Genomic DNA, 23,145 nt, shown 5'->3' on the forward strand with positions numbered 1-23,145 from the left:
AGGGATGGCGCCGCTCTACGCGGTGATGTCCTTCGCCGTGAACCGTGCCCACGCCGCCGCTCCGAACACCGCCGCGTACAGCCCCTGGAGCTGCAGGTTGCGTATCAGGTCGTCCCAGTAGACCGGGTCGCGCATGAGGTCGGCGAAGGACAGCCAGTAGTGCGAGAAGAAGTACGGCTGTATCGCGTGGAGCTGGGGGATCTGGTCGAGGATCTGCACGGTGATGAGCAGGCCGACGGTCGTCGCCATCGCCGCGATCCCGCTGTTCGTCAGGGTCGAGACGAACAGGCCGAGGGCCGCGATCCCGATCAGTGACGCGGCGACGGCCAGCGCGATCAGCAGCGCCCGCCCGAGCCCCTCGCCGAAACTGATCCGCGTGCCGGAGATCGTCGTCAGCTCGCCCAGCGGGAACAGAAGTGCTCCCACGATGAGCGCCGAGGTCGCCACCACGAGGGTCGCGATGACGCAGAAGGCCAGCGTGGTCGCGTACTTGGTGATCAGCAGGCGGGTCCGGCCGGCCGGGGCGACCAGCAGATAGCGCAGTGTCCCCGCGTTGGCCTCGCCCGCTATCGCGTCGCCCGCGACGACGCCGACCGCCATCGGCAGGAAGAACGGCAGTGTGGCGGCGAGTGCGGTGAAGACCAGGAACAGTCCGTTGTTGGTGATCTGCGCGATGAAGGCGGGCCCCTCGCCTCCGCCGCCTCCGGCCGACGAGCCGTCGCTCGTCTCGATCTTGACCGCGATCCCGACCAGCACCGGCACCGCGGCCAGCACGGCGAGCAGCGCGATCGTCCGCCACCGCCGGAGTGTGGTCCCCAGCTCGTTGCGCAGCAGGCCGAGGGTCCACAGCGGGGTCGGCGTCCGTACTCCGGCCGCTGTCTTCGCGGCCTGGGCCGGCGGCTCGGTGAGTTCAGCCCGCGACATCGAATCCCTCCCCCGTGAGCGCCACGAACGCGTCCTCCAGCGAGGCCCGTTCGACCCCGAAGCCCCGGACGCGGACGCCCGCCGTCACCAGTGCCGCGTTCACCTCGGCAAGTTCGCGGTCCGGTGGCTCGGCGGTCACCCGGTCCTCGGTGACCACGACATCGCTCACGCCCTGTTCCTTCAGCACCCGGGCCGCGTCGCCCGGATCCGGTGTCGTCACGACGAGCCGGCCGCGCGCGCCCGCCGCGAGATCGGCCACCGGGCCCTGGGTGATCAGCCGTCCCTGGGCCATCACCGCCACGTGCGTACAGACCTGCTCGATCTCGTCGAGCAGATGCGAGGAGAGGAAGACGGTGGTGCCGTCCGACGCCAACTCCCTCACCAGGGAACGGATTTCCCGCATCCCCTGCGGGTCGAGACCGTTGGTCGGCTCGTCCAGCACGAGCAGTCGGCGGGGCTGCAGCAGTGCCGCCGCGAGCCCGAGCCGCTGCTTCATCCCCAGGGAGTACGCCTTCGCCTTCTTGCCCGCGGCTGCCGTCAGCCCGACACGGTCCAGCGCTGCCGCGACGCGCGTACGCCGGGTGCGCGGGTCGGCGGTCGGGTCGGCCGAGTCGTATCGCAGGAGGTTGTCGCGGCCGGAGAGGAAGCCGTAGAGAGCCGGTCCCTCGATGAGCGCGCCGACGTGCGGCAGGACGGCACTGGTGGCGCGCGGCATGGGCTGGCCCAGCACACGCGCCGTACCGGACGTCGGCTCGATCAGGCCCATCAGCATTCTGATGGTGGTCGTCTTGCCGGAGCCGTTCGGTCCGAGGAAGCCGAAGACGCTGCCCGCCGGGACGGCCAGGTCGAGGCCGTCGACGGCGAGCTGTCCGCCGCGGTAGCGCTTGGTGAGGGCGCGGGTGGCGATCACGGTGTCACCCGTGTCCGCGGTCGCTGCCGCGTCCGCCACCGTGTCACCGGCGTTCGCCGTGTGACCGGCCTCCGCGGTGTCGCCCGCGTCGGCCGTGCCGCGCTCACCCGCCATGTCCCCGTCCGCGGTGGACAGTTCCGCCATCGACTCCCTCACTTCGCCTTTCCCACAAAGGGCTCCGGGACCGCGTGCGCTACTTCGCCGCGTTGGCCGCCTTCACGAGCGCGTCCTTGGTGACCGCGCCCGCGTAGACCTTGCCGTCGTCCGTGATGAGCGCGTTGACCAGGCGGGTCGAGAAGACCGTGCCAGAGCCGAACTTGCCGGTCACGTGGTCGCCCAGCGAGTCGAGGAAGCGGCCCGCGTCACCCGCGCCGGAGGACTCCGACGGCATGCCCTCGCCGCCGGTGTCGAACTGGGCTATCGAGCTCCAGCCCTCACCGATGACGTTCAGGCCCTGGAACTCCTCGCCCAGGTCCTCGCCGCCCTTGGGCTGCGCCCGGTCCGCCGGGCCCTCGGCCTTCGCCTCGTCGCCCTCGGTGACCTTCGTGCCCTTGGGCGGGCTGAAGTCGAAGGTGGACGCGGCCGGCTTGGAGAAGTCGACCTTGGTGAAGCCCGCGTCGATGACGGCCGCGCCGCCGCTCGCCGGGGTCAGCGTGAACTTCAGGGGCAGACCGGTCTTCGAGTCCACCGCGATGGAGATCGCGCCGACCGTCGAACCGGACGCCTTGGGCTTGATCAGCAGCTTGTAGGCGTCACGGCCCGCGACCTGAGCCGTACCGTCGACCGTCACGGATGTCGTGTCGTCGGCCGCCTTCAGTGCCTCGTCGGCCAGCTCCTTGGGGGTGGCCGGCACGTCGTCGGCCTTGCCCTTCGTCCCCTTCTCGGCGGCGCCGGAGGAGTCCTTCATGTGGTACGCCTCGTTCGACGCGCTGTCGTACGCCCACACCTCGTCGCCGTTGTGGATCACGCTGTACTCGGCGGCCTTGTCGAGCAGTGAGAGCTTCTGCTTGTCCTCGCCGTCGGACGCGACCCGCAACGTGTGCGTACCGGACGCCAGTTCAAGCAGCTTGGACGATGGGTCCGCGGAGGAACCCGAGTCGTCGCCGCCTCCGCCCATTCCGCCGAGGCTGCTCTCCAGGCCGCCGAGGTTCGGCAGGCCGAGGTCCGTGCTGATCTTCACTGTGCCGGACAGCTGCTGTACGTCCGACGCGGCGATCTTCTCGATGAGCTGCTGGGCGGTGATGTCCGGCAGGTCCGGGTCACCGGAGCCGGCGAACGCCGGGACCAACCCGATGGTCGCCGCCGCCACCCCCAGCACCGCGACGGGGACGACGTACCGAGCGGCTTTGCGTCGGCCGGTGCGCAGGTCCTCGTTCGTGTTGTCGTCGGAATCGTACGGTGCCATGTGTGCCCTACCTCCGTCGTCGGCGGCTGATGCACTCGTCCACCCCTGGCCGCCATTGTCACCCGAACTCCTGTGAAGTGGTGTGTCCAATCTGACCAAATCGGCCCGCGGAAAGCGTCAGACCTCGGAGCCAACTCCGCGTACACCTGGGGTATGACATGGGTGGACGGCGCCTCCCCCGACCCGTAGGGGTCGTGCGGGGAAGACGCCGTCCGTGTATCGCGCCGGAGCCGGGTGAAACCCCTTCAGATCCGGGTGGATCACATCCTGATCCCGGGTGGACGGCTTTCCGAGCCTGGGTGGATGGCGTCCACGATCAGAGCGTACGGCTTCGCGATCCGGCGGATCAGCCGGTGGTCAGCGGGCTGTTCACCGGTTCACGAACACGTAGTCCGCCCCGTACGGAACTCCCACGATCTTGCCCACCTTGCAGGACCCGGCCGGAGCGACTCCGCCCACGGTGTTCAGCCGCAGGATCTCCGCGGTGTGCGCGAGCAGCCCCCGGTGCTTGCCGGACTGCGTGGCCCTGAGGTCCAGTTCGGGGATGTTCTTGTCGCCGTTCGAGGTCTTGGAGATGAGCGCGCCGGTGACGGCGCTGCGGTCGGCCGCGATCCACTGCGGGGTACCCGAGTTGGGCTTCACGAACGAGTGCGCGATGGGACCGGCGAGCACGGCGGCCACGTCACGCTGGGCGAAGGACGTGGTGCCGTCGGCCGCCTTCTTGCACTCGTAGATCTGCTTGCCCTTGATGACGGACGCCTGGAAGTTGTTCAGCGCGTGCCGGAAGTCGAACTTGGTGGTGACCTTGTGGAGCTGGCCGCGGACGGCCCCGCCCGGGAACTCGGCGGTGTGCAGATTGGCGTAGAAGCTGCCCGGGTCGGACTTCAGCTGCCCCAGCAGGGCGGCGTCCTTGACCTTGACCGTGCCGGTGACCGTGCGGCCCTTGGCGTTGTCCAGCAGCTTGGTGAAGTCGACCTTGACGCCGCCGTTGACCCCCTTGGCACCCTGGTGGATGTGGAGCAGGGTCGGCTTGCCGGTGCCGCGCCACTTGACGGCGACGGACACCTTGTCCCCCTTGACCTTGACGAACTCGAGCGCCGCGCCGTCCTTGTCACCGACGGCGGGGCCGCCCTGTACGGGCACCTCGTTGGCGCCGTTCAGGCTGGCGGCGAGGATGGTGCCGCCGCTGCCGCCGGCGAGAGCGCCGCTCTGCACCTCGATGGACTTGTCCCCGTGTCCCGAGTGGCCCGCGCCGGCACTCGCGCTCGCACCCTTGCCGGAGCTCCCGCTGTCGGCGACCGCCGGGATGACGGCGGCGGCGACTCCGGCCGCGGTGGCCACCGCGACGCCGGTCATGACGAGCTTCTTACGACGCTGCGCGAACGTAACGATTGTCCCCATGATTCTTTTTCTCCCCGTATTTCCGCTGACGCCCCCTGCGTCAACTTCTATGGGGACTACGGACCGGATCCGAATTTGGACTCGTTCCAGGTCTGTGACCTGAGTCACAGATGAAGAGGATCTTGGGGAAATGCCCGAGGGGATCTTGGGAGAACGGGGAAACGAGCAGGTCAGCCCGCCCGGTGGACCACCGCGTCGCACAGCTCCACCAGCGCCGCCTTCGCGTCGCACTCCGGGAGCGGCGCCAGTGTGGCGCGCGCGTCCTCCGCGTACCGCACGGTGTCGCGGCGGGCCTGGTCCAGGGCAGGGTGCACGCGCAGCCTGGCCAGCGCCTCGGCGTGCCGCGCGTCGTCGGACAGGTCCGAGGCGAGCAGGTCCGACAGCGCGATGTCCTCGGCGAGCCCCAGCCGCTCCACGCGCTCACGCAGCCGCAGCACGGGCATCGTCGGGATGCCCTCGCGCAGGTCGGTGCCCGGCGTCTTGCCGGACTCGCGCGTGTCGCTGGCGATGTCCAGCACGTCGTCGGCGAGCTGGAAGGCGACGCCGAGCCGCTCGCCGTACTGCGTCAGCACGTCGACGACCGTCTCGTCGGCGCCCGACATCATCGCGCCGAATCGTCCCGCCACGGCGATCAGCGAGCCGGTCTTGCCGCTGAGCACGTCCATGTAGTGGTCGATCGGGTCGCGACCGTCGCGCGGCCCCGCCGTCTCCAGGATCTGGCCGGTGACCAGCCTCTCGAACGCCTCCGCCTGGATGCGTACGGCCTCGGGGCCGAGGTCGGCCAGTATGTGCGAGGCCCGCGCGAAGAGGAAGTCGCCGGTGAGGACCGCGACCGAGTTGCCCCAGCGGCTGTTGGCGCTGGGCACTCCGCGGCGCACGTCCGCCTCGTCCATCACGTCGTCGTGGTACAGCGTGGCGAGGTGGGTCAGCTCGACGACCACGGCCGAGGGCACGACACCCGGCGCGTACGGGTCACCGAACTGTGCGGCGAGCGTCACGAGCAGCGGCCGGAACCGCTTGCCGCCGGCGCGCACGAGGTGCTGCGCGGCCTCCGTGATGAACGGGACCTCGCTCTTGGTGGCTTCGAGCAGTCCCTCCTCGACAGCCGCCAATCCGGCCTGGACATCGGCTTCGAGAGCCTGGTCCCGCACGCTCAGCCCGAACGGCCCGACGACGGTCACGAGGGTCTCCTGTCTGCTGACGCTCTCAACGGCGGTCTCTGGATGCTCTGAGTGTTCCGGGTGCTGCCGGTGTTGCGGATGCTGTGGGTGTTTGTCGATGTGTCGCTGCTGGCACTCAAGTCAGCGTATCCGGTCGCCTTTCGATCACAGTGAGCGCCCGCCCGTCACCTGCCATCACCCTGCCTGACACGCTCCACCTGCCCCCTTTTGCCCCCCACACCCAGCCGGGCGGTATCCGATCACGGAAGGTATGTTCTTGATCTGCCGATACAGCTGATACATCCGGTACGGCCGACACATGCGGTACGTCCTGAAAGCGAGCCATTTTTCAGGAAGTGATGCTCCTTGTCCCGCGACACGATCGAGTCCGGCCCGGATCCCGAGCCGGAGCCCGGTGGCCCGCCCTCGGACCCCGCGGACGACCATGCCTTCCTCGGCCAGCCCAGGGGCCTGCTCACCCTCTCGGGCCTGGAGGTCTGGGAGCGGTTCTCGTTCCTCGGGATGCAGGCGATCCTCGTCCTGTACTTCGCGGACACGGTCGCCCACGGCGGCATGGGCATGTCCGCCGGAACGGCCGCGTCCGTCTCGGCCGCGTACGGGACGCTGGTCTATCTGGTCTCGGTGGCCGGCGGCTGGCTGGCCGACCGCATCCTCGGCTCGTACCGGGCGGTCCTGTGGGGCGGCGTCCTGATCGCCTGCGGCCACTACTCGATGGCGGTGCCCACCGCGGCCATGACCTGGGCGGGACTGGGCCTGATCAGCGCGGGCACGGGCCTGCTGAAGCCGAACGTCGCCACCATGGTCGGCAAGCTGTACCGCACCGACGACGACCGCCGCGACGCCGGTTTCGCCGTGTACTACATGGCGATCAACATCGGCGCCTTCGCGGGCCCGCTGATCACTGCCTGGCTCGGCGACCACCAGGGCTGGCACTGGGGCTTCTCGGCCGCCGCGGTCGGTATGACCTTCGGTCTGATCCAGTACGTCGCGGGCCGCCGTCACCTGGCCGGGCGCAGGAACGCGGCCGAATTCGCGCTGCCGCCGGCGTCCATGCGCAGGGCCGTCCGACTGATCGTCCTGGGGCTGCTGGGGGTGGCCGTCCTCGCGGTCCTGCTGGCCGCCGCCGGATGGCTGACCATGGACCGCTTCGTGGACCTGCTGACCCTGATCTCGGTGATCGCTCCGGTGGTCTACTTCGCGGTGATGTTCAGGAGTCCCCGGGTGACTCCCGGGGAACGCGGCCGGCTGCGCCCGTACATCGTGCTGTTCCTGGCCTCCACGGTCTTCAACTTCATCCTCTTCCAGGCGTACTCGACGATGATGCTGCTGGCCGCCTCGAACGCCGAGACGACGATCCTCGGCTTCGACTTCCCCGCCGGCTGGTACGCGTCCGCCCTGGGCGCCTTCGAGGTGGCGCTGGCCCCGGTCGTGGCCGCGCTGTGGGTGCGGATGGGGCACCGCCAGCCGCACGCCTCCAACAAGATCGCGTTCGGAGTGGTGCTGGGAGGCCTGTCCTTCCTCCTGATGGTGCTGCCGACCTCCGGCCACGCAGGCGACGACTACCTGATGTCGGCGTGGTGGATCGTCGGCTCGTACTTCCTGCTGGGGCTCGGCGACATCCTCCTGGAGACCTCCGGCATGTCGGCCACCACCAAGCTCGCCCCGCGGGCCTTCGCCAGCCAGACGATGTCCCTCTGGTTCCTCTCGCTGGCCCTCGCCAACGGCATCCAGGCCCAGACCGTGAAGCTCTACGACGACGTCTCCAAGCCCGCCTACTTCGGCGTCAACGGCGCGATCGCCGTCGCCGCGGGCCTGCTCGTGATCGCCGCCGCGCCCTGGCTGCGCCGCACGATGCACCCGGTCCACTGAGACCCCACAGGCCCTGGAGGTCACCGCCATGCGCATCCGTACGTCCTTCCCCTACGAGACGGCTCACGAGGATCTCCGCGTTCCCCTCCCGGACGGAACCAAGCTCTACGCGCGCGTGTGGCGCCCGCTCACCGACGAACCCGTACCGACCCTGCTCGAATACCTGCCCTACCGCCTGACCGACTGGACGGCCCCGCGCGACTGGCAGCGCCACCCCTGGTACGCGGGGCACGGCTACGCCTCCGTACGCGTGGACATCCGCGGGCACGGCAACTCCGAGGGCATGCCCGGCGACGAGTACTCGGCGACGGAGCTGGCCGACGGGGTCGAGGTCGTCAACTGGCTCGCCGCCCAGCCCTGGTGCTCGGGCAAGGTCGGCATGTTCGGCATCTCCTGGGGCGGCTTCAACTCCCTCCAGATCGCGGCCCTCGCGCCCGAGCCGCTCAAGGCGGTGGTCACCGTCTGCTCGACGGACGACCGCTATGACAACGACGTGCACTACATGGGTGGTTCCGTGCTCGCCGTCGACATGCACGCGTGGGCGGCGACCATGCTCGCGTTCGTCTCCCGCCCGCCGGATCCGCTGTACGCGGGCGAGGTCTGGCACGACCTGTGGGTGAAACGTCTGGAGACCGTCGATCCGTTCCTGCACACCTGGCTGGCGCACCAGACGAGGGACGACCACTGGCGCCGCGGCAGCGTGTGCGAGGACTACTCGGCGGTCCGGGCGGCGGTGCTCGCGGTCGGCGGCTGGCACGACCCGTACCGGGACGCGGTCCTGCGCCTGGTGGAACACCTCCCGGCGGACCGCGTACGGGGGATCGTCGGGCCGTGGTCGCACCAGTACCCCGACCGGGGGCTGCCGCCCGGCCCCGCGATCGGCTTCCTCCAGGAAACGCTGCGCTGGTGGGACCACTGGCTCAAGGGCACGGAGACCGGGATCATGTCCGAGCCGCTCCTGCGCTCGTACGTCAGCGACTCCCACCCGCCCGCCACGGTGTACCCGACGCTGCCGGGCCGCTGGGTCGGCGATCCGGCCTGGCCCTCTCCCCTGGTGGCCCCGGTGACGTACGTCCTTCAGGGCGAGCCCGTGGTGGTGCGGTCGCCTCAGCACACGGGGGTGGACGCGGGCCGCTTCTTCCCCTTCGGCAACGACGCGGACCTGCCGCCCGACCAGCGGGACGAGGACGCGAGGTCGGCGTGCTTCGACTTCGAGGTCCCGGAGGAGATCTGGGTACTGGGCCGCCCGCGGGTGAGGTTGAGGCTCACTACGGAGGCGACGCGTGGACAAGTAGTGGCCCGAATCTGCGACGTGGCCCCCGACGGCTCCTCGACCCTCGTCACCCGGGGCGTCCTGAACCTGTCAGCCCGTCATGGCCGCGACCAGGTGGTTCCCTGGAAACCGGGCTCTACGGAGGATGTGGTTCTCGACCTGAACGCCATCGGCCACGCCTTCCCTCCGGGCCATCGCGTCCGTCTCGCCGTCTCCTCCGCGTACTGGCCGTGGATCTGGCCCCAGCCGGGTTCGGAGGCGGGCTTCACCCTCACCCCTTCGGGGAGCGTGCTGGAACTCCCGCTCCGCGCACAGCAGTCGGACCCGTCCATCTCCTTCGAGGAGCCGGAGCAGGCGGAGCCCATGGGGGTCAACTTCCCCGCGACACTGGACGAGCCGCGCCCCGAGCGCCTCGTCGTCCGCGATGTCGCCAAGGGCGAGTGGCGCCTGGAGGTGGACCCTCGCTACGGAGGCACCCGGGTGTATCCCGACGGCCTCGAATTCACCGAGGAAGCCCTGGACACGTACACGATCGTCGAATCGGACCCGCTGTCGGCCCGCGCCCACTCGGACTGGTTCGTCCGGCTGCACCGGCCTGACCTGCCGTGGGACGCGAGCGTCGAGGCGCACTCCGAAACCACCTGCGACGAGGCGGACTTCATCACCTCGAACGAGGTGATCTGCAAGAACGGTGACGAGGTGGTGTTCCACCGCACCTGGGAGAAAAGGATTCCGCGGACGGCGGGGTGAGCTCGTACGCTCCCCGCATGAAGGCGAACGCGCACGTGGGCCCCGCGACGGCGAAGGCGTATGCGAGCCCCGCGCCCGCAAGCGCGTGTGCGAGCCCCACGAGCGCAAAAGCGTGTGATGAGACCCCATGACCGCGTACGCCTATGTGGGTCCTGCGGACATAGCGGCGGCCGTCCGGCCCGGCGGGGGCGGCGCCCGGATCCGGAACCCGGCCGACCTCGACACCTTCCTGTCCGCCCGCCCCGCCGACGAACTCGCCGAGCCCTTCACCTTCGTCGTCGACGCCTCCCTGACCCTGCGCCTGGCCCCACGCCGCTCCGAGCACGTGGCCTGCGCGGACGGGAAACCGGTGCGCGCCGCCGGGGAGTTGGGCTTCGCGAGGACCTCGTCCGGCTGGGCGGTCACGTACGCGAGCAACCAGTCCACCGGCTACTGCCCCGACCCCGAGTCGTGGCGGTCGCTCGCGGCGGCCCTCACCCACGCGGGCATCGACCGCTCCGCCGCCGACACCGGCGGCTACACCCACCCGATCGTCTACCGCCGCTGCCCGTCCTGCGCCGAGTGGAACTCCGTACAGGACGCCCATTTCGTCTGTTCCCTCTGCGACGCCGACCTCCCGGCCGACCACCGCACCGGCCCGACGGACCTCGCGCTCCTCGCCGACGAGGAGGGCAACTCGGTCAGGATCACGGTCCTCGGCCGGCATCCGCGAATGGTGGCGGGCCTCGCGGCCGAGATCGTCGTGGAGACGCCTTTCGTGCGTGGCCGCCTCGAACTCTCTCTGTGGCGCCGCCGACTTGAGGCCTGGGGGCATGCCCTGGACGCCGCATTCGACCGCGGTGAGGACATCGCGTGGATGACGGTGGAGCGAGGCCCGTCGATTTCCATTCGGCTCACGGGAGAACGGGATTGCCCCGAAGTGATCGTGGAGGACGACACGATTTCCATGGCCACCGTGTGCGTTCCCGTCGATCTTCCCCGGAACTGGATCGACAGCCATCAGCAGAAACTTCGTGACGTTCTCACTCTCTGGAACCCGGAAGACTGACTCTCCGGAGCCCCGAAGAGCACTAGGGGAACGTTTACGGACAAGTAGCACCTTATGCCGACTGGGCGGGCATCCAGACTCCGCCCGACTTGCCCCAATTAGACACATGGCGCACCTAATTCCCCACCTGCGTACGTGAATTGGGTCACGTCCGCCCGGGACGGTCACTTTGCCGCTTCGGTCGATTCACCTTTGCTCAAAGCAAGTTGAACTTCACCTTCCGAATGGATCAAGAATTCCCATCCGTCCCGAACAGGCAAATCACATCGCCATGTGAATTCTGGGCTTGTTCACGGCATGTGCTCTCGCATACGTTCACGTCACTCCGGATGGACCGCCTAATCCTGCCGCCGCCCGGAGATCCCAACCACCCATTCACTCGCGTACGGCAGGAGCGGGGGACCCAGGTAGGCCGCCGGTCCGGATTCCGGAACGGCTCGGGGTGAAGCCGCGTGCAGCATGCGGCCGGGCAGCTCCCGCCCGAACCCGACAGCTCACCTCGCAGGCGTCGGAGAGGAAACGCGCCATGGCCGCACGAGGCAAGCACCGCCGCCCCCGAATGAACACCCTCACGCGTGGCATCGTCGCCGCGGGAACCGGCGGAGCCGCGCTCGCGCTCCCCATCGTGGGGGCCGCCGGCGCCCACGCCGCACAGCCGACGCAGGCCGCACAGGCCCCCCAGGTCGCACCGGCCGCGGTCCCGCAGGTCTCGCTCGTCACGTACAAGGTGGTCTCGGGCGACACCCTGACCAAGATCGCCAAGAAGCACTCCACGAGCGGCGGCTGGCAGAACCTGTACAAGGCCAACCGCGCGGTCATCGGCGACGACCCGGCGGTCATCCGCCCGGGCCTCAAGCTGACGGTCGGCACGAAGAACGCCCAGACCTCCGCGAAGACGGCCACCGCGACGAAGGCCTCCACCGCGTCCGCCGTCACCCCCGCCGCCGCGAAGACGTACACGAACGACCTCGACGGCTGGATCAGGGAGTCGCTGGACATCATGGCCCAGCAGGGCATCCCGGGGTCGTACGACGGCATCTACCGCAACGTCATGCGCGAGTCGTCGGGCAACCCGCAGGCCATGAACAACTGGGACTCCAACGCCGCGGCCGGCACGCCGTCGAAGGGCCTCCTCCAGACCATCGACCCGACCTTCAACGCCTACCACGTGGCCGGCACCTCGATGGACCCCTTCGACCCGGTCGCCAACATCACGGCGGCGTGCAACTACGCCGCCGCGAGGTACGGCTCGATCGACAACGTCTTCGGGGCGTACTGAGCGGGCGGGTACCGGTCCGACCGGTGCCGGACGTGCTGATCCGGACGTGCTGGTGCCGGACGTGCTGATGCCGGGCGGCCCGCGGCGAGGGAGACCGACCTCTCCGCGGGCCGCCCGGCTTTCTCCTGACGCAGAACCCTGACGCAGAACTAGGGCCGCGGCCCGAAGAGCCGCTCCAGCACCACCGCGATCCCGTCCTCCTCGTTCGACAGGGTCACCTCGTCGGCCACCGCCTGGAGTTCGGGGTGGGCGTTGGCCATCGCGACGCCGTGGGCCGCCCAGTCGAACATCGGGATGTCGTTGGGCATGTCACCGAAGGCGATCGTGGTGGCGGGAGTGAGGCCGAGGTGTTCGGCCGCCAGGGCGAGCCCCGTCGCCTTGGTCACGCCACATGGCTGGAGTTCGACTGTGCCGGGGCCGGACATCGTGACCGTGGCGAGGGAACCGACCGCTCCGCGGGCCGCGGACGCCAACTCGTCGTCGGACAGCAGGGGATGGCGCAGCAGCACCTTGCTGATGGGTTCCGTCCAGAGGTCGTCGCGACGCAGGACCCGTACCGCGGGGAGCGTGGGGTGGGGCATCTCGTACCCCGGCTCGATGAGCGTGAGTCCGTCGACCCCGTCCTGGTCGACGGCGGCGTACACGTCCCCGACCTCCGCCTCGATCTTGCCGAGCGCCGTCTCGGCCAGCTCGCGGTCGAGGGTGACCGACCAGACCATGCGCTCGGCGCCGGCGTCGTACAGCTGCGCTCCCTGACCGCACACCGCCAGTCCCTGGCTGCCCAGTTCGTCCAGCAGGGGGCGTACGCGTGGTGCCGGGCGCCCCGTCACCACGAGGTGCCTGGCACCTCTCCCGATTGCCATCGCCAGCGCGGCGCGTGACCTGTCCGAAAGGGTGTCGTCGCCTCGCAACAACGTCCCGTCCAGGTCAGTGGCGATGAGTGAATATGCGATCGGTGCGGCCATGATCAGAGAATACGGATCGAACGCCCCAACGACTCGACGGGAACCGGACGTCGTCCGGTATCTCGTCAGGCACAGAGGTCGTCACAGGCACCATCCGTCGGCCGCGCGGAGGCAAATCGCGGGCGAGGAGGAGCAGTTGGCCATGCCCTGCCCGCTCCCCCGCCCCCGGTCAACCGGCCCGTCGCCCTTCCCCGGGCCGCATCTCCCCGTGCCCGGCCCCGTCCCGTGGACACGGCTCGCGCGCGGTCTTCGCGCCGCTCGACGGCTTCGGCGACGCGTTGATGCGTACGCGCACGAACCGGAGGTTCCGTTCAGCCGCGCGCCCCCACCAGATGCCGGACCAGCCTCGGTGAGGCGAACTCCGTGCCGCACACGAACCGCATCACGGGCCCGTACGAAGCCGCCGCCGGCAGCCCCGTGAAGTACAGCCCCGGTACGGAGGAACTGAACCCGGCGCCCAGCTTCGGCGTCCCCCGGCTCACCGCCAGCTCCGTACGCAGTTCGTGCCCGAGGAAGTCCATCGCGGCGAGGTCGACGCGGTATCCGGTCGCGGCGACGACATGGTCCGCGGAGAGTTCCTCGACGCGTCCGTCGAGGTTCTGGACGGCGAGGGACGGGTGGCCGCCCGCCGATCCGGAGCGGACGATCCGCGACACCTCGCTCACCTGCACCTTCCCCTCGAACCGCTCCCGCAGCCACCAGGCCCCGAGCGGGCCGAGCACCCGGCGGACGAGGAAGTGCCGGGCCTGCGGCGGCAGATGGCGGTACGGGTGGGGGTAGTAGCTGAGCGCCCACAGCGACCAGGCCCGGCCGAAGGGCGACTCGGGGCGCAGCCTCGGCTGTGTCCACGGGGGCGCGCCGAAGGCGACCGAGCCCTTGCCGCGCGCCACCACGCGCACCTGCGCGCCCGCCTCCGCCGCGAGCGCCGCCGTCTCCAGGGCGGACTGGCCCGCGCCCACGACGATCAGCTCCTTGCCGGAGAACCGGGACAGGTCGTGGAGCTGCGAGCTGTGCGAGACGGGCCCCGTGGGGGTCGGTCCGTCGGGTGCGGCAGCGGCCAGCTCGGGCGGCAGATACGCCAGCCCGGACAGCCCGGTCGCGACGACGACCGCCCGCGCGGTGAACAACTCCCCGGAGTCCAGCTTGAGTTCGAAGCCACCCGAGCCACCCGAGCCACCGGAGCCCACCGAGCCGCTCCGACCGCCCTGCCCGGCATTCCCCTGATCACCCAGCCGGTCGACCGAGACGACGCGCACCCGCTCCAGGTCCGGCACGAGCTTCTGCCGGAACCACTCCCCGTAGGCGACGAACGTCTCGACCGGAACGATGTCCTCGTCCGTGACGAGTCGCCGGATGCCGGCCGCGTCGCAGTAGTCGACGAGGTCGTGCCCGCGCTGCGGGGCGTCGATGTTCGAGGCGGCCGGGGTCGACTTCAGCAGCATCCCCTCAGGCATGTGCGCACGCCAGCTCACCATGGGCTCACCGAACACCCGTACCGGAATGCCGCGCGCTCGCAGATGCGCGGCGGTGGACAGGCCGAAGGGCCCGGCACCGATCACTGCCACCGTCTCCATCACGAAGTCCCCTCCCCAGGACGCTGCTTCGTCACTTCGTGGTCAGCACCAACAGGTGCTGTGTAGTACTGGCTCGTCGTACTGCTGGCCCTTCGTACTGCTGGCCCTTCGTACTGCTGGCTCGTGCTCGGGCGGGCCCTCACCCCGTGCTCGGACGGGTGCTCCGGCGGTTGGTCCGCCACAGCTGGTACATGTGCTTCACTCCGGGCCGTACGAAGCGAGCGAGCATGGTGAAGAACGGCCGCAGGTCGTCTGCCGCCAGCCACGCCAGCTCCGTGCCGCTCGCGTGGGCCGGGGCGTGCGGTGTCGTGTAGCCGCTGCGGCGGTACGCGAGCAGGGCGGGCAGGTCGATGTTCTCCACGATGTACCGCCGGCCCGCGAGCTGTTCCCCCTCCGGAACGGTGCGGCCGGTCAGATCCAGATGCATGGCACGGACGACGTCGATCCCCGACTCGTTCTCGAAGAGCCGGAACTGCGCGCCCATCCGCGGGTTGAAGTCGAGCAGTTTGTACTGGCCGTCGCGCCGGTCGAAACGCAGGTCGAGGTCGATGACGCCACTGAAGCCGATCTGTTTGATGAAACGTGCGGCGATGTCCGCGAGTTCCGGATTGTCGACCACGTACGCGTTCGCCGTCATCCCCGCGTGCGGCGGCCAGGAGCGGACCTTGACGCCGGTGAACATCGCGAGCGGCGTCGAGTTCGCGTCGAAGTACGCGTGCACGATCCAGTCCTCGGCGTCCTCCCTGGGCAGGTACTCCTGGAGGATCACCCCGGGGTGCTCGCCCCAGTCGCGCGCGAGCGCGAGCAACCCCTCGCGGGTCGCGATCCGGGTCGTCCCGTTCACGGCCGGTCGCGCGCGGCGCACGAAGGCCTCGCGGTTCTTGGCCACGAGCGGGAAGACCGCCTTGGCCGCGAAGTCCTCGATCTCCTCGTACGACTCCGGGCAGGCGGACTCCGGGCTGGGTATGCCGTGCTCCAGGCAGAGTTCGTGCAGTCCCTGCTTGCTGGCGAGCCGGCGCGGAAGGACGGCCTCCACTCTGGGGAACAGGAAGCGGTCCGCGAGCTCCGCCTGATGCTCGGCGATCAGCACCGCGGCCTCCTCGTCGGTCGGGATCAGCACGGTGGGCCGGCCGATCCGGCGCCCCACGCGCAGCAGTCCCTCGACGAGCCGCTCCGGCCGCTCCGTCCCCGTGGTCGGCCAGACGAACGCCTGCCGCAGATGCCGCGAGGCCGCGGCGGGCGTGTACCGGTCCTCCGTAATCGCGTACATCGGTACGCCCAGGCGCCCGAGGCTGCGGATCGCGCCTACTCCGCCGTGGTGCAGCGGGTAGTCGCCGAACTTCACGATCAGGCCCGGAACATCCCGGTCCGCGCCGAACGGCACGCCTGAGAAACGTCTGGCCACGGGTCCCCCCACGTGTCCCTCCCACTGGACCCGGACCCACCCCGTCCGCGCCCCCCGAAAGGACGCTAAGCCGGAATCAACTACTCCGACCCCACCCCTAATGGGACATTGCGAACTCTTTAGACACTGCCCAAGAGCGCCGACTCCCCCGTAACGTGTGCTGCACCCACACGGAAAGCGAGGCAGTACCCGATGCCCCCCTTCGATGTCACCGAGGGCGATCCCTTCGGCCCGCACAATCTTCCGTACGGCGTGTTCTCCCTCGACGGCTCCGACAGCAGGCCCGACGGCGACTCCGGCCGGCGGAGCGTGGGCGTTCGGCTGGGCGACCACGTGCTGGACGCGGGGGCCGCGGCCGTGGAACTCGGCTCCCCGTACGCCGCGCTGCTCGCCCGTCCCTCGCTGAACCCACTGCTCGCGGCCGGCCGCACGGCATGGTCGGACGTGCGGCGCGCGATCACGGCGTGGGTGACGGTGCCGGCCCACCGCGAGACGATCGCGCCCCTGCTCCACCCGCTTTCCGAGGTTTCTCTCCACCTCCCCTTCGAGGTCGCCGACTACGTCGACTTCTACGCCTCCGAGAACCACGCCCGGAACGTCGGCCAGATCTTCCGCCCCGACGCCGAGGACTCCCTCACCCCCAACTGGAAGCATCTGCCGATCGGTTACCACGGCAGGTCGGGCACCGTCGTGGTCTCCGGGACCGAGGTCGTACGCCCCTCGGGCCAGCGCAAGGCCCCGGCCGACCCGGCGCCGGTCTTCGGGCCGTCCGTCCGGCTGGACATCGAGGCGGAGGTCGGCTTCGTGGTCGGCACGCCCTCGCCGATGGGCACGGCCGTCCCGCTGAGCGACTTCCGCGACCACGTCTTCGGGCTCTGCCTCCTCAACGACTGGTCAGCCCGCGACCTCCAGGCCTGGGAGTACGTCCCCCTCGGCCCGTTCCTCGGCAAGTCCTTCGCCACCTCGGTGTCGGCCTGGATCACACCGCTCGACGCCCTGGACGACGCCCGGGTCGCACCCCCGACGCGTACGCATCCGCTGCTGCCGTATCTGGACGACTCCGACGACGCCTCGGAGGACCCCGGCGGCTATGACCTGCGCATCTCCGTCGCCGTCAACGGCCATGTCGTCTCCGAGCCTCCCTTCTCGACGATGTACTGGACGGCCGCCCAGCAGCTGGCCCACATGACGGTGAACGGCGCGTCGCTGCGCACGGGTGATCTGTACGGGTCGGGCACCGTGAGCGGGGCCTCGGACGACCAGCGGGGCTCGCTCCTGGAGCTGACCTGGAACGGGCGCGACACCCTCGAACTGCCGGACGGCAAGCGGACGTTCCTGGAGGACGGCGACGTGGTGACCCTGACCGCATGGGCACCGGGACCGGACGGGACCCGGGTGGGCCTGGGCGAGGTGACGGGACGGATCACACCGGGCGCGTAGCAGCCGCCCGCCGACCGGCGGGGGCAGACCGGCAGGGCTCGACGGACTCGGACGCGGACCCGGACGTCAGTGCGTACGCCTCACGCACGGTCTGACGCTCGCGGCCAGGCCATGGGCGGTGCGGATGGGCGGTGCGGAAGCGCGCATCCATCGCACCGCCCACCAGGCCGAACCGGACCGAGCCCGGCCGAACCGAGCCCGGCTGGTAGCCGGCCCTGGACCTATATCCAGTCCTCCGGCTCCGGCTCAGGCCCCTCTTCCATGTCGGGCCAGTAGAACCCGGGGTCGTCGTCGCTCCGAGGCACCGGAACCGACCTCTCGCCTCTTCCCGAGCCCGCCGCTCGCCCAGAGCCAGAGCCCGAACCGGAAGCAGAGCCCGAGCCGGAACCAGAACCGGAGTCAGAACCGGAACCAGAACCGGAAGGCCGCTCCAGGGAAGCAAGCACCCCGATCACGCCCTCCCCGTACGTCGCGAGCTTCTTCTCGCCGATCCCGCTGATCCCGCCCAGCTCCGCGACGGAGCCGGGCCACACCGTGGCGATCTCCCGCAGCGTGGCGTCGTGGAAGATGACGTACGCCGGGACGCCCTGCTCCTTGGCCTGGCCTGCACGCCAGGCGCGCAGGGCCTCGAAGGCGGGGAGCAGCGCCGGAGAGAGCTCGGCCGCCGCGGCTGCCGCCTTGGCCTTGCGCTCGCTCCGGCCGGAACCGGACGAGGAGGACGAGGAACGGGAAGCCACCGGCTTCGGCGGCTCCTTGCGCAGCGGCACCTCCCGCTCGCGCCGCAGCACGGTCCCGCTCGCCTCGGTCAGCACCAGCGTGCCGTACTCACCCTCGACCGCGAGGAGCCCCTGGGCCAGCAACTGCCGGACGACACCGCGCCATTCGCCCTCGGCCAGCTCCTCGCCGATGCCGAACACGGACAGCTGGTCGTGGTCGAACTGGATGACCTTGGCGCTCCTGCGCCCGAGCAGGATGTCGACGATCTGGATCGCCCCGAACTTCTGCCCCCGCTCACGCTGCAGCCGCACCACCGTGGACAGCACCTTCTGGGCCGCGACCGTGCCGTCCCAGGTCTCGGGCGGGAGCAGGCACGTGTCGCAGTTCCCGCAGGCCGGGGCCTCCGGGTCCTGGCCGAAGTAGGCGAGCAGCTGGCCGCGCCGGCACTGGGCCGTCTCGCACAGGGCGAGCATCGCGTCGAGATGTGAGGCCGCCCGGCGCCGGAACGCCTCGTCGCCCTCGCTCGACTGGATCATCTTGCGCTGTTGTATGACGTCGTTCAGGCCGTAGGCCATCCATGCCGTGGAGGGCAGTCCGTCTCGGCCGGCGCGGCCCGTCTCCTGGTAGTAGCCCTCGACCGACTTCGGCAGGTCGAGGTGGGCGACGAACCGGACGTCCGGCTTGTCGATGCCCATGCCGAAGGCGATGGTCGCGCACACGACCAGGCCGTCCTCGCGGAGGAACCGCGACTGGTGGGCGGCGCGCGTGCCGGAGTCCAGACCCGCGTGGTACGGCACTGCCGCGATGCCGTTGCGGGCGAGGAACTCGGCCGTCTTCTCGACCGAGTTGCGCGACAGGCAGTACACGATGCCCGCGTCGCCCGCGTGCTCCTCCTTCAGGAAGGACAGGAGCTGCTTCTTCGGGTCGGCCTTCGGGACGATCCGGTACTGGATGTTGGGCCGGTCGAAGCTCGCCACGAAGTGACGGGCGTCCGGCATGCCCAGGCGCTGGGTGATCTCCTTGTGCGTGGCGTGCGTGGCCGTCGCGGTGAGCGCGATCCGCGGTACGTCGGGCCAGCGCTCGCCGAGCAGGGAGAGCGAGAGGTAGTCGGGGCGGAAGTCGTGGCCCCACTGCGACACGCAGTGCGCCTCGTCGATCGCGAAGACGGAGATCTTGCCGCGCTTGAGGAGGTCGAGCGTGGACTCCAGACGCAGCCGCTCCGGCGCGAGGTAGATCACGTCGAGCTCGCCCGCGAGGAACTCGGCCTCGACGGTTCGCCGCTCGGAGAAGTCCTGCGTGGAGTTCATGAACCCGGCGCGCACGCCGAGCGCCCGCAGCGCGTCCACCTGGTCCTGCATCAGTGCGATGAGGGGTGAGACCACGACGCCCGTGCCCGGTCTGACCAGGGCCGGAATCTGGTAGCAGAGCGACTTTCCGCCGCCCGTGGGCATGAGGACGACCGCGTCCCCGCCGCTCACCACATGCTCGATGACGGCTTCCTGCTCGCCTCGGAAGGCCTCGTAACCGAAGACCCGATGGAGCGTGCCGAGCGCTTCGCTCTCCGCCACCTCTGTCATCACACCCGTCCCGCCCATCGTCCCGTCCCCCGTACGTCGTGCCTCGACCACTGCCCCCACGATAGGGGTCCGCACCGACAGCCTCAGAGTTATCCACAGGCTGCGCCGAAGGTTCTGCCGAATACGTCCGTCATACGTCCGTCGCCCCGCGGCCGAAAACACTTCGGGCCCCGGCTCCCAAAGGAACCGGGGCCCGAAGAGCACCAGGTCAGCGAACGAACACGCCCGCCTGACCAGCCAGGTCGAGGAAGTACTGCGGCGCCACACCCAGTACCAGCGTGACCGCCACTCCCACCCCGATCGCCGTCATCGTGAGCGGCGACGGCACGGCGACCGTCGGTCCCTCCGGACGCGGCTCGCTGAAGAACATCAGCACGATCACGCGGATGTAGAAGAACGCCGCGATGGCCGACGAGATCACACCGACCACGACCAGCGCGCCCGCGCCGCCCTCGGCCGCCGCCTTGAACACGGCGAACTTCCCGGCGAAGCCGGAGGTCAGCGGGATGCCCGCGAAGGCCAGCAGGAAGACCGCGAACACGGCGGCCACCAGCGGTGACCTGCGTCCGAGACCGGCCCACTTGGACAGGTGCGTGGCCTCGCCGCCCGCGTCCCGTACGAGGGTGACCACCGCGAACGCGCCGATCGTCACGAACGAGTACGCGCCCAGGTAGAAGAGCACCGACGAGACACCGTCCGGCGTGGTCGCGATGACACCCGCGAGGATGAATCCCGCGTGCGCGATCGACGAGTACGCGAGGAGCCGCTTGATGTCGGTCTGGGTGATCGCGACGATCGCACCGCCCAGCATGGTGACGACCGCGACGCCCATCATCACCGGACGCCAGTCCCAGCGCAGGCCCGGCAGCACGACGTACAGCAGCCGCAGCAGCGCGCCGAAGGCGGCCACCTTGGTCGCGGCGGCCATGAAGCCGGTGACCGGGGTCGGCGCGCCCTGGTAGACATCCGGGGTCCACATGTGGAACGGCACGGCGCCGACCTTGAAGAGCAGGCCCATGACGACCATCGCGGCGCCGATGAGCAGCAGCGCGTCGTTGCCCATGGTGTCGGCGAGTGCCGGGTTCACCGTCCCGATGGTGCCGTCGACGACCTGCGCGATCGTCGCGTACGACACCGAACCGGCGTAGCCGTACAGCAGGGCGATGCCGAAGAGGGTGAACGCGGAGGCGAAGGCGCCGAGCAGGAAGTACTTGACCGCGGCCTCCTGCGACATGATCCGCTTGCGGCGGGCCACGGCACAGAGCAGATAGAGCGGCAGCGAGAAGACTTCCAGGGCGATGAACAGCGTCAGCAGGTCGTTCGCCGCCGGGAAGACGAGCATGCCGCCGATCGCGAAGAGCAGCAGCGGGAACACCTCGGTGGTGGCGAACCCGGCCTTGACCGCGGCCTGCTCGCTGTCGCTGCCCGGCACGGACGCGGCCTGCGCGGCGAAGGAGTCGACGCGGTTGCCGTGCGCGACCGGGTCCAGACGTCGCTCGGCGAACGTGAACACGCCGAGCACACCGGCCAGCAGGATCGTGCCCTGCAGGAACAGCGCGGGCCCGTCGACCGCGATGGCGCCCATCGCGGCGATACCGGCCTTCGTGGTGCCGTATCCGCCGGCCGCCAGTCCCACGACCGCGGCGAAGGCGGCGGCGAGGGCGACGACGGACACGAACACCTGGACGTAGTAGCGGGACTTCCGGGGCACGAAGGCCTCGACCAGGATCCCGATGATCGCCGCACCGATGACGATCAGGGTGGGCGACAATTGCCCGTATTCGATCTTCGGCGCGTCGATCTTGTCGATCGGGTCGGCCGCCATTGTCCACAGGCTGTGGACGGCTGTAGCGCTCACGGGGCCGCCTCCACCTCGGGCTGGGGGTCCTTCTTCTGTACGTCGGACATGGTCTGCTTGACCGCCGGGTTGACGATGTCGGTGATCGGCTTCGGGTAGACGCCGAGGAAGATCAGCAGGGCGATCAGCGGGGTGACCACCACGAGTTCCCGCACCCGGAGGTCGGGCATCGCGGAGACCTCGGGTTTCACCGGGCCGGTCATCGTCCGCTGGTAGAGCACGAGCGTGTAGAGCGCGGCGAGGACGATGCCGAAGGTGGCGATGATCCCGATGGCCGGGTAGCGCGTGAACGTGCCGACCAGGACCAGGAACTCACTCACGAACGGCGCGAGCCCCGGCAGGGACAGCGTCGCGAGGCTGCCGATCAGGAACGTGCCGGCGAGCACCGGCGCGACTTTCTGCACCCCTCCGTAGTCGGCGATCAGACGCGAGCCGCGCCGCGAGATCAGGAAGCCGGCCACCAGCATCAGCGCGGCGGTCGAGATCCCGTGGTTGACCATGTAGAGCGTCGCGCCCGACTGGCCCTGGCTCGTCATGGCGAAGATGCCCATGATGATGAACCCGAAGTGGGAGATCGACGCGTACGCCACCAGCCGCTTGATGTCGCGCTGGCCCACCGCGAGCAGCGCCCCGTAGATGATGCTGATCAGGGCGAGTACGAGGATGACCGGCGTCGCCCACTTCGAGGCCTCCGGGAAGAGCTGGAGGCAGAAGCGGAGCATCGCGAAGGTGCCGACCTTGTCGACCACCGCCGTGATCAGGACGGCGACCGGGGCGGTGGCCTCCCCCATCGCGTTGGGCAGCCAGGTGTGCAGCGGCCACAGGGGCGCCTTCACCGCGAAGGCGAAGAAGAAGCCCAGGAAGAGCCATCGCTCGGTGTTGGTCGCCATGTCCAGCGTGCCGTTGGCCCGGGCCTCGGCGATCTCCTGGAGCGAGAAGTTTCCCGCCACTACGTAGAGACCGATCACGGCGGCCAGCATGATCAGGCCGCCGACCAGGTTGTAGAGGAGGAACTTCACCGCGGCGTACGAGCGCTGGGCCGCCGCGTGCTCGTCCGAGCCCGCGTGGGCTCGGTCGCCGAAGCCGCCGATGAGGAAGTACATCGGGATGAGCATGGCTTCGAAGAAGATGTAGAAGAGGAAGACGTCGGTGGCCTCGAAGGAGATGATCACCATCGCCTCGACGGCGAGGATCAGGGCGAAGAAGCCCTGGGTCGGCCGCCAGCGGCTGCTGTTGGTCTCCAGCGGGTCGGCGTCGTGCCAGCCCGCGAGGATCACGAACGGGATCAGCAGCGCGGTCAGCGCGACCAGCGCCACCCCGATGCCGTCCACGCCCAGTTCGTACTTCACCCCGAAGTCCGCGATCCAGGCGTGCGATTCGGTGAGCTGGTAGCGGTCGCCGTCCGGGTCGAAGCGGATCAGGACGACCAGGGCGAGTACCAGGGTGGCGAGCGAGACGGTCAGCGCCAGCCACTTGGCGGCGGTGCGGCGCGCGGCCGGCACGGCGGCCGTGGCGATGGCCCCGATCGCCGGGAGCACCGCCGTCGCTGTCAGCAGAGGAAAGGACATC

Annotated in this window: 16 protein-coding genes and 1 riboswitch; of the genes, 5 read left to right on the forward strand and 11 right to left on the reverse strand. The window is 69.8% G+C overall.

Translation table 11 applies throughout. From position 1 onward, the window contains the following. Nucleotides 1-15: 15 nt before the first annotated feature. The 5 genes from ACN20J_RS21105 to ACN20J_RS21125 all read right to left on the reverse strand — a co-directional run bounded on the left by ACN20J_RS21105 (nucleotide 16) and on the right by ACN20J_RS21125 (nucleotide 5,821). Nucleotides 16-924, reverse strand: coding sequence for an ABC transporter permease (locus ACN20J_RS21105; RefSeq protein WP_190231054.1), 909 nt, complete (start codon nucleotides 922-924; stop codon nucleotides 16-18). After that, nucleotides 911-1,978 carry an ABC transporter ATP-binding protein gene (locus ACN20J_RS21110; RefSeq protein WP_419666515.1) on the reverse strand — a complete coding sequence of 356 codons (1,068 nt, stop codon included), beginning with the start codon at nucleotides 1,976-1,978 and terminating at the stop codon, nucleotides 911-913. Before ACN20J_RS21110 ends, ACN20J_RS21105 begins: the two co-directional genes overlap by 14 nt. 49 nt (nucleotides 1,979-2,027) lie before the next feature. Then, nucleotides 2,028-3,239, reverse strand: a complete 1,212-nt coding sequence (locus tag ACN20J_RS21115; RefSeq protein WP_190231053.1) for a LolA family protein — start codon at nucleotides 3,237-3,239, stop codon at nucleotides 2,028-2,030. 369 nt (nucleotides 3,240-3,608) lie between these two features. Further along, nucleotides 3,609-4,640 (reverse strand): CHRD domain-containing protein, encoded by a 1,032-nt coding sequence (locus ACN20J_RS21120; RefSeq protein WP_419666516.1) that lies wholly within the window; start codon nucleotides 4,638-4,640, stop codon nucleotides 3,609-3,611. A gap of 170 nt (nucleotides 4,641-4,810) precedes the next feature. After that, entirely contained in the window at nucleotides 4,811-5,821 is a 1,011-nt protein-coding gene (locus ACN20J_RS21125) for a polyprenyl synthetase family protein (RefSeq protein ID WP_055616139.1), read from the reverse strand. 345 nt (nucleotides 5,822-6,166) lie between these two features. Here ACN20J_RS21125 and ACN20J_RS21130 point away from each other — a divergent pair, with 345 nt between their 5' ends. From ACN20J_RS21130 to ACN20J_RS21145, 4 genes are all read left to right on the forward strand, one after another. Next, on the forward strand, nucleotides 6,167-7,690 hold the full coding sequence (locus tag ACN20J_RS21130; RefSeq protein WP_189844558.1) for a peptide MFS transporter: 1,524 nt from the start codon (nucleotides 6,167-6,169) through the stop codon (nucleotides 7,688-7,690). A gap of 28 nt (nucleotides 7,691-7,718) precedes the next feature. Then, the gene (locus ACN20J_RS21135) at nucleotides 7,719-9,713 is read left to right on the forward strand and encodes a CocE/NonD family hydrolase (protein ID WP_419666517.1); all 1,995 of its coding nucleotides are present in this window, start codon (nucleotides 7,719-7,721) and stop codon (nucleotides 9,711-9,713) included. Between the two features lie 127 nt (nucleotides 9,714-9,840). Then, nucleotides 9,841-10,761: a DUF5959 family protein gene (locus ACN20J_RS21140; RefSeq protein ID WP_419666518.1), complete on the forward strand. Its 921-nt coding sequence runs from the start codon at nucleotides 9,841-9,843 to the stop codon at nucleotides 10,759-10,761. Nucleotides 10,762-11,119: 358 nt separating this feature from the next. After that, nucleotides 11,120-11,284, forward strand: a riboswitch (cyclic di-AMP (ydaO/yuaA leader). Between the two features lie 3 nt (nucleotides 11,285-11,287). Continuing rightward, a complete protein-coding gene (locus ACN20J_RS21145) occupies nucleotides 11,288-12,040 on the forward strand; it encodes a transglycosylase SLT domain-containing protein (protein ID WP_419666519.1) in 753 nt (250 codons plus the stop codon). 149 nt (nucleotides 12,041-12,189) lie between these two features. Here ACN20J_RS21145 and ACN20J_RS21150 read toward each other — a convergent pair whose 3' ends face one another. The 3 genes from ACN20J_RS21150 to ACN20J_RS21160 form a co-directional block, all read right to left on the reverse strand. After that, nucleotides 12,190-13,005, reverse strand: a complete 816-nt coding sequence (locus tag ACN20J_RS21150) for an HAD family hydrolase (RefSeq protein ID WP_189844561.1) — start codon at nucleotides 13,003-13,005, stop codon at nucleotides 12,190-12,192. A 311-nt stretch (nucleotides 13,006-13,316) separates the two neighbouring features. Next, a complete protein-coding gene (locus ACN20J_RS21155) occupies nucleotides 13,317-14,582 on the reverse strand; it encodes an NAD(P)-binding domain-containing protein (protein ID WP_364186307.1) in 1,266 nt (421 codons plus the stop codon). Nucleotides 14,583-14,718: 136 nt separating this feature from the next. Then, complete coding sequence (locus tag ACN20J_RS21160; protein ID WP_419666520.1) at nucleotides 14,719-15,984, reverse strand: ATP-grasp domain-containing protein; 1,266 nt, start codon at nucleotides 15,982-15,984, stop codon at nucleotides 14,719-14,721. A gap of 192 nt (nucleotides 15,985-16,176) precedes the next feature. Between ACN20J_RS21160 and fahA the strand changes: the two genes are divergently transcribed. Continuing rightward, nucleotides 16,177-17,424, forward strand: a complete 1,248-nt coding sequence (fahA, locus tag ACN20J_RS21165) for a fumarylacetoacetase (protein WP_419666521.1) — start codon at nucleotides 16,177-16,179, stop codon at nucleotides 17,422-17,424. A 221-nt stretch (nucleotides 17,425-17,645) separates the two neighbouring features. Here fahA and recQ read toward each other — a convergent pair whose 3' ends face one another. The 3 genes from recQ to ACN20J_RS21180 form a co-directional block, all read right to left on the reverse strand. Further along, complete coding sequence (recQ, locus tag ACN20J_RS21170; protein ID WP_419668921.1) at nucleotides 17,646-19,736, reverse strand: DNA helicase RecQ; 2,091 nt, start codon at nucleotides 19,734-19,736, stop codon at nucleotides 17,646-17,648. Nucleotides 19,737-19,926: 190 nt separating this feature from the next. Continuing rightward, nucleotides 19,927-21,576 (reverse strand): NADH-quinone oxidoreductase subunit NuoN, encoded by a 1,650-nt coding sequence (gene nuoN / locus ACN20J_RS21175; RefSeq protein WP_189844564.1) that lies wholly within the window; start codon nucleotides 21,574-21,576, stop codon nucleotides 19,927-19,929. Continuing rightward, nucleotides 21,573-23,144 carry an NADH-quinone oxidoreductase subunit M gene (locus tag ACN20J_RS21180; RefSeq protein WP_189844565.1) on the reverse strand — a complete coding sequence of 524 codons (1,572 nt, stop codon included), beginning with the start codon at nucleotides 23,142-23,144 and terminating at the stop codon, nucleotides 21,573-21,575. Before ACN20J_RS21180 ends, nuoN begins: the two co-directional genes overlap by 4 nt. Nucleotide 23,145: the final 1 nt, after the last annotated feature.

This window comes from Streptomyces sp. 2-1 (assembly GCF_048564895.1).
In the GTDB taxonomy this organism is placed as follows: Bacteria; Actinomycetota; Actinomycetes; order Streptomycetales; family Streptomycetaceae; genus Streptomyces; species Streptomyces phaeochromogenes.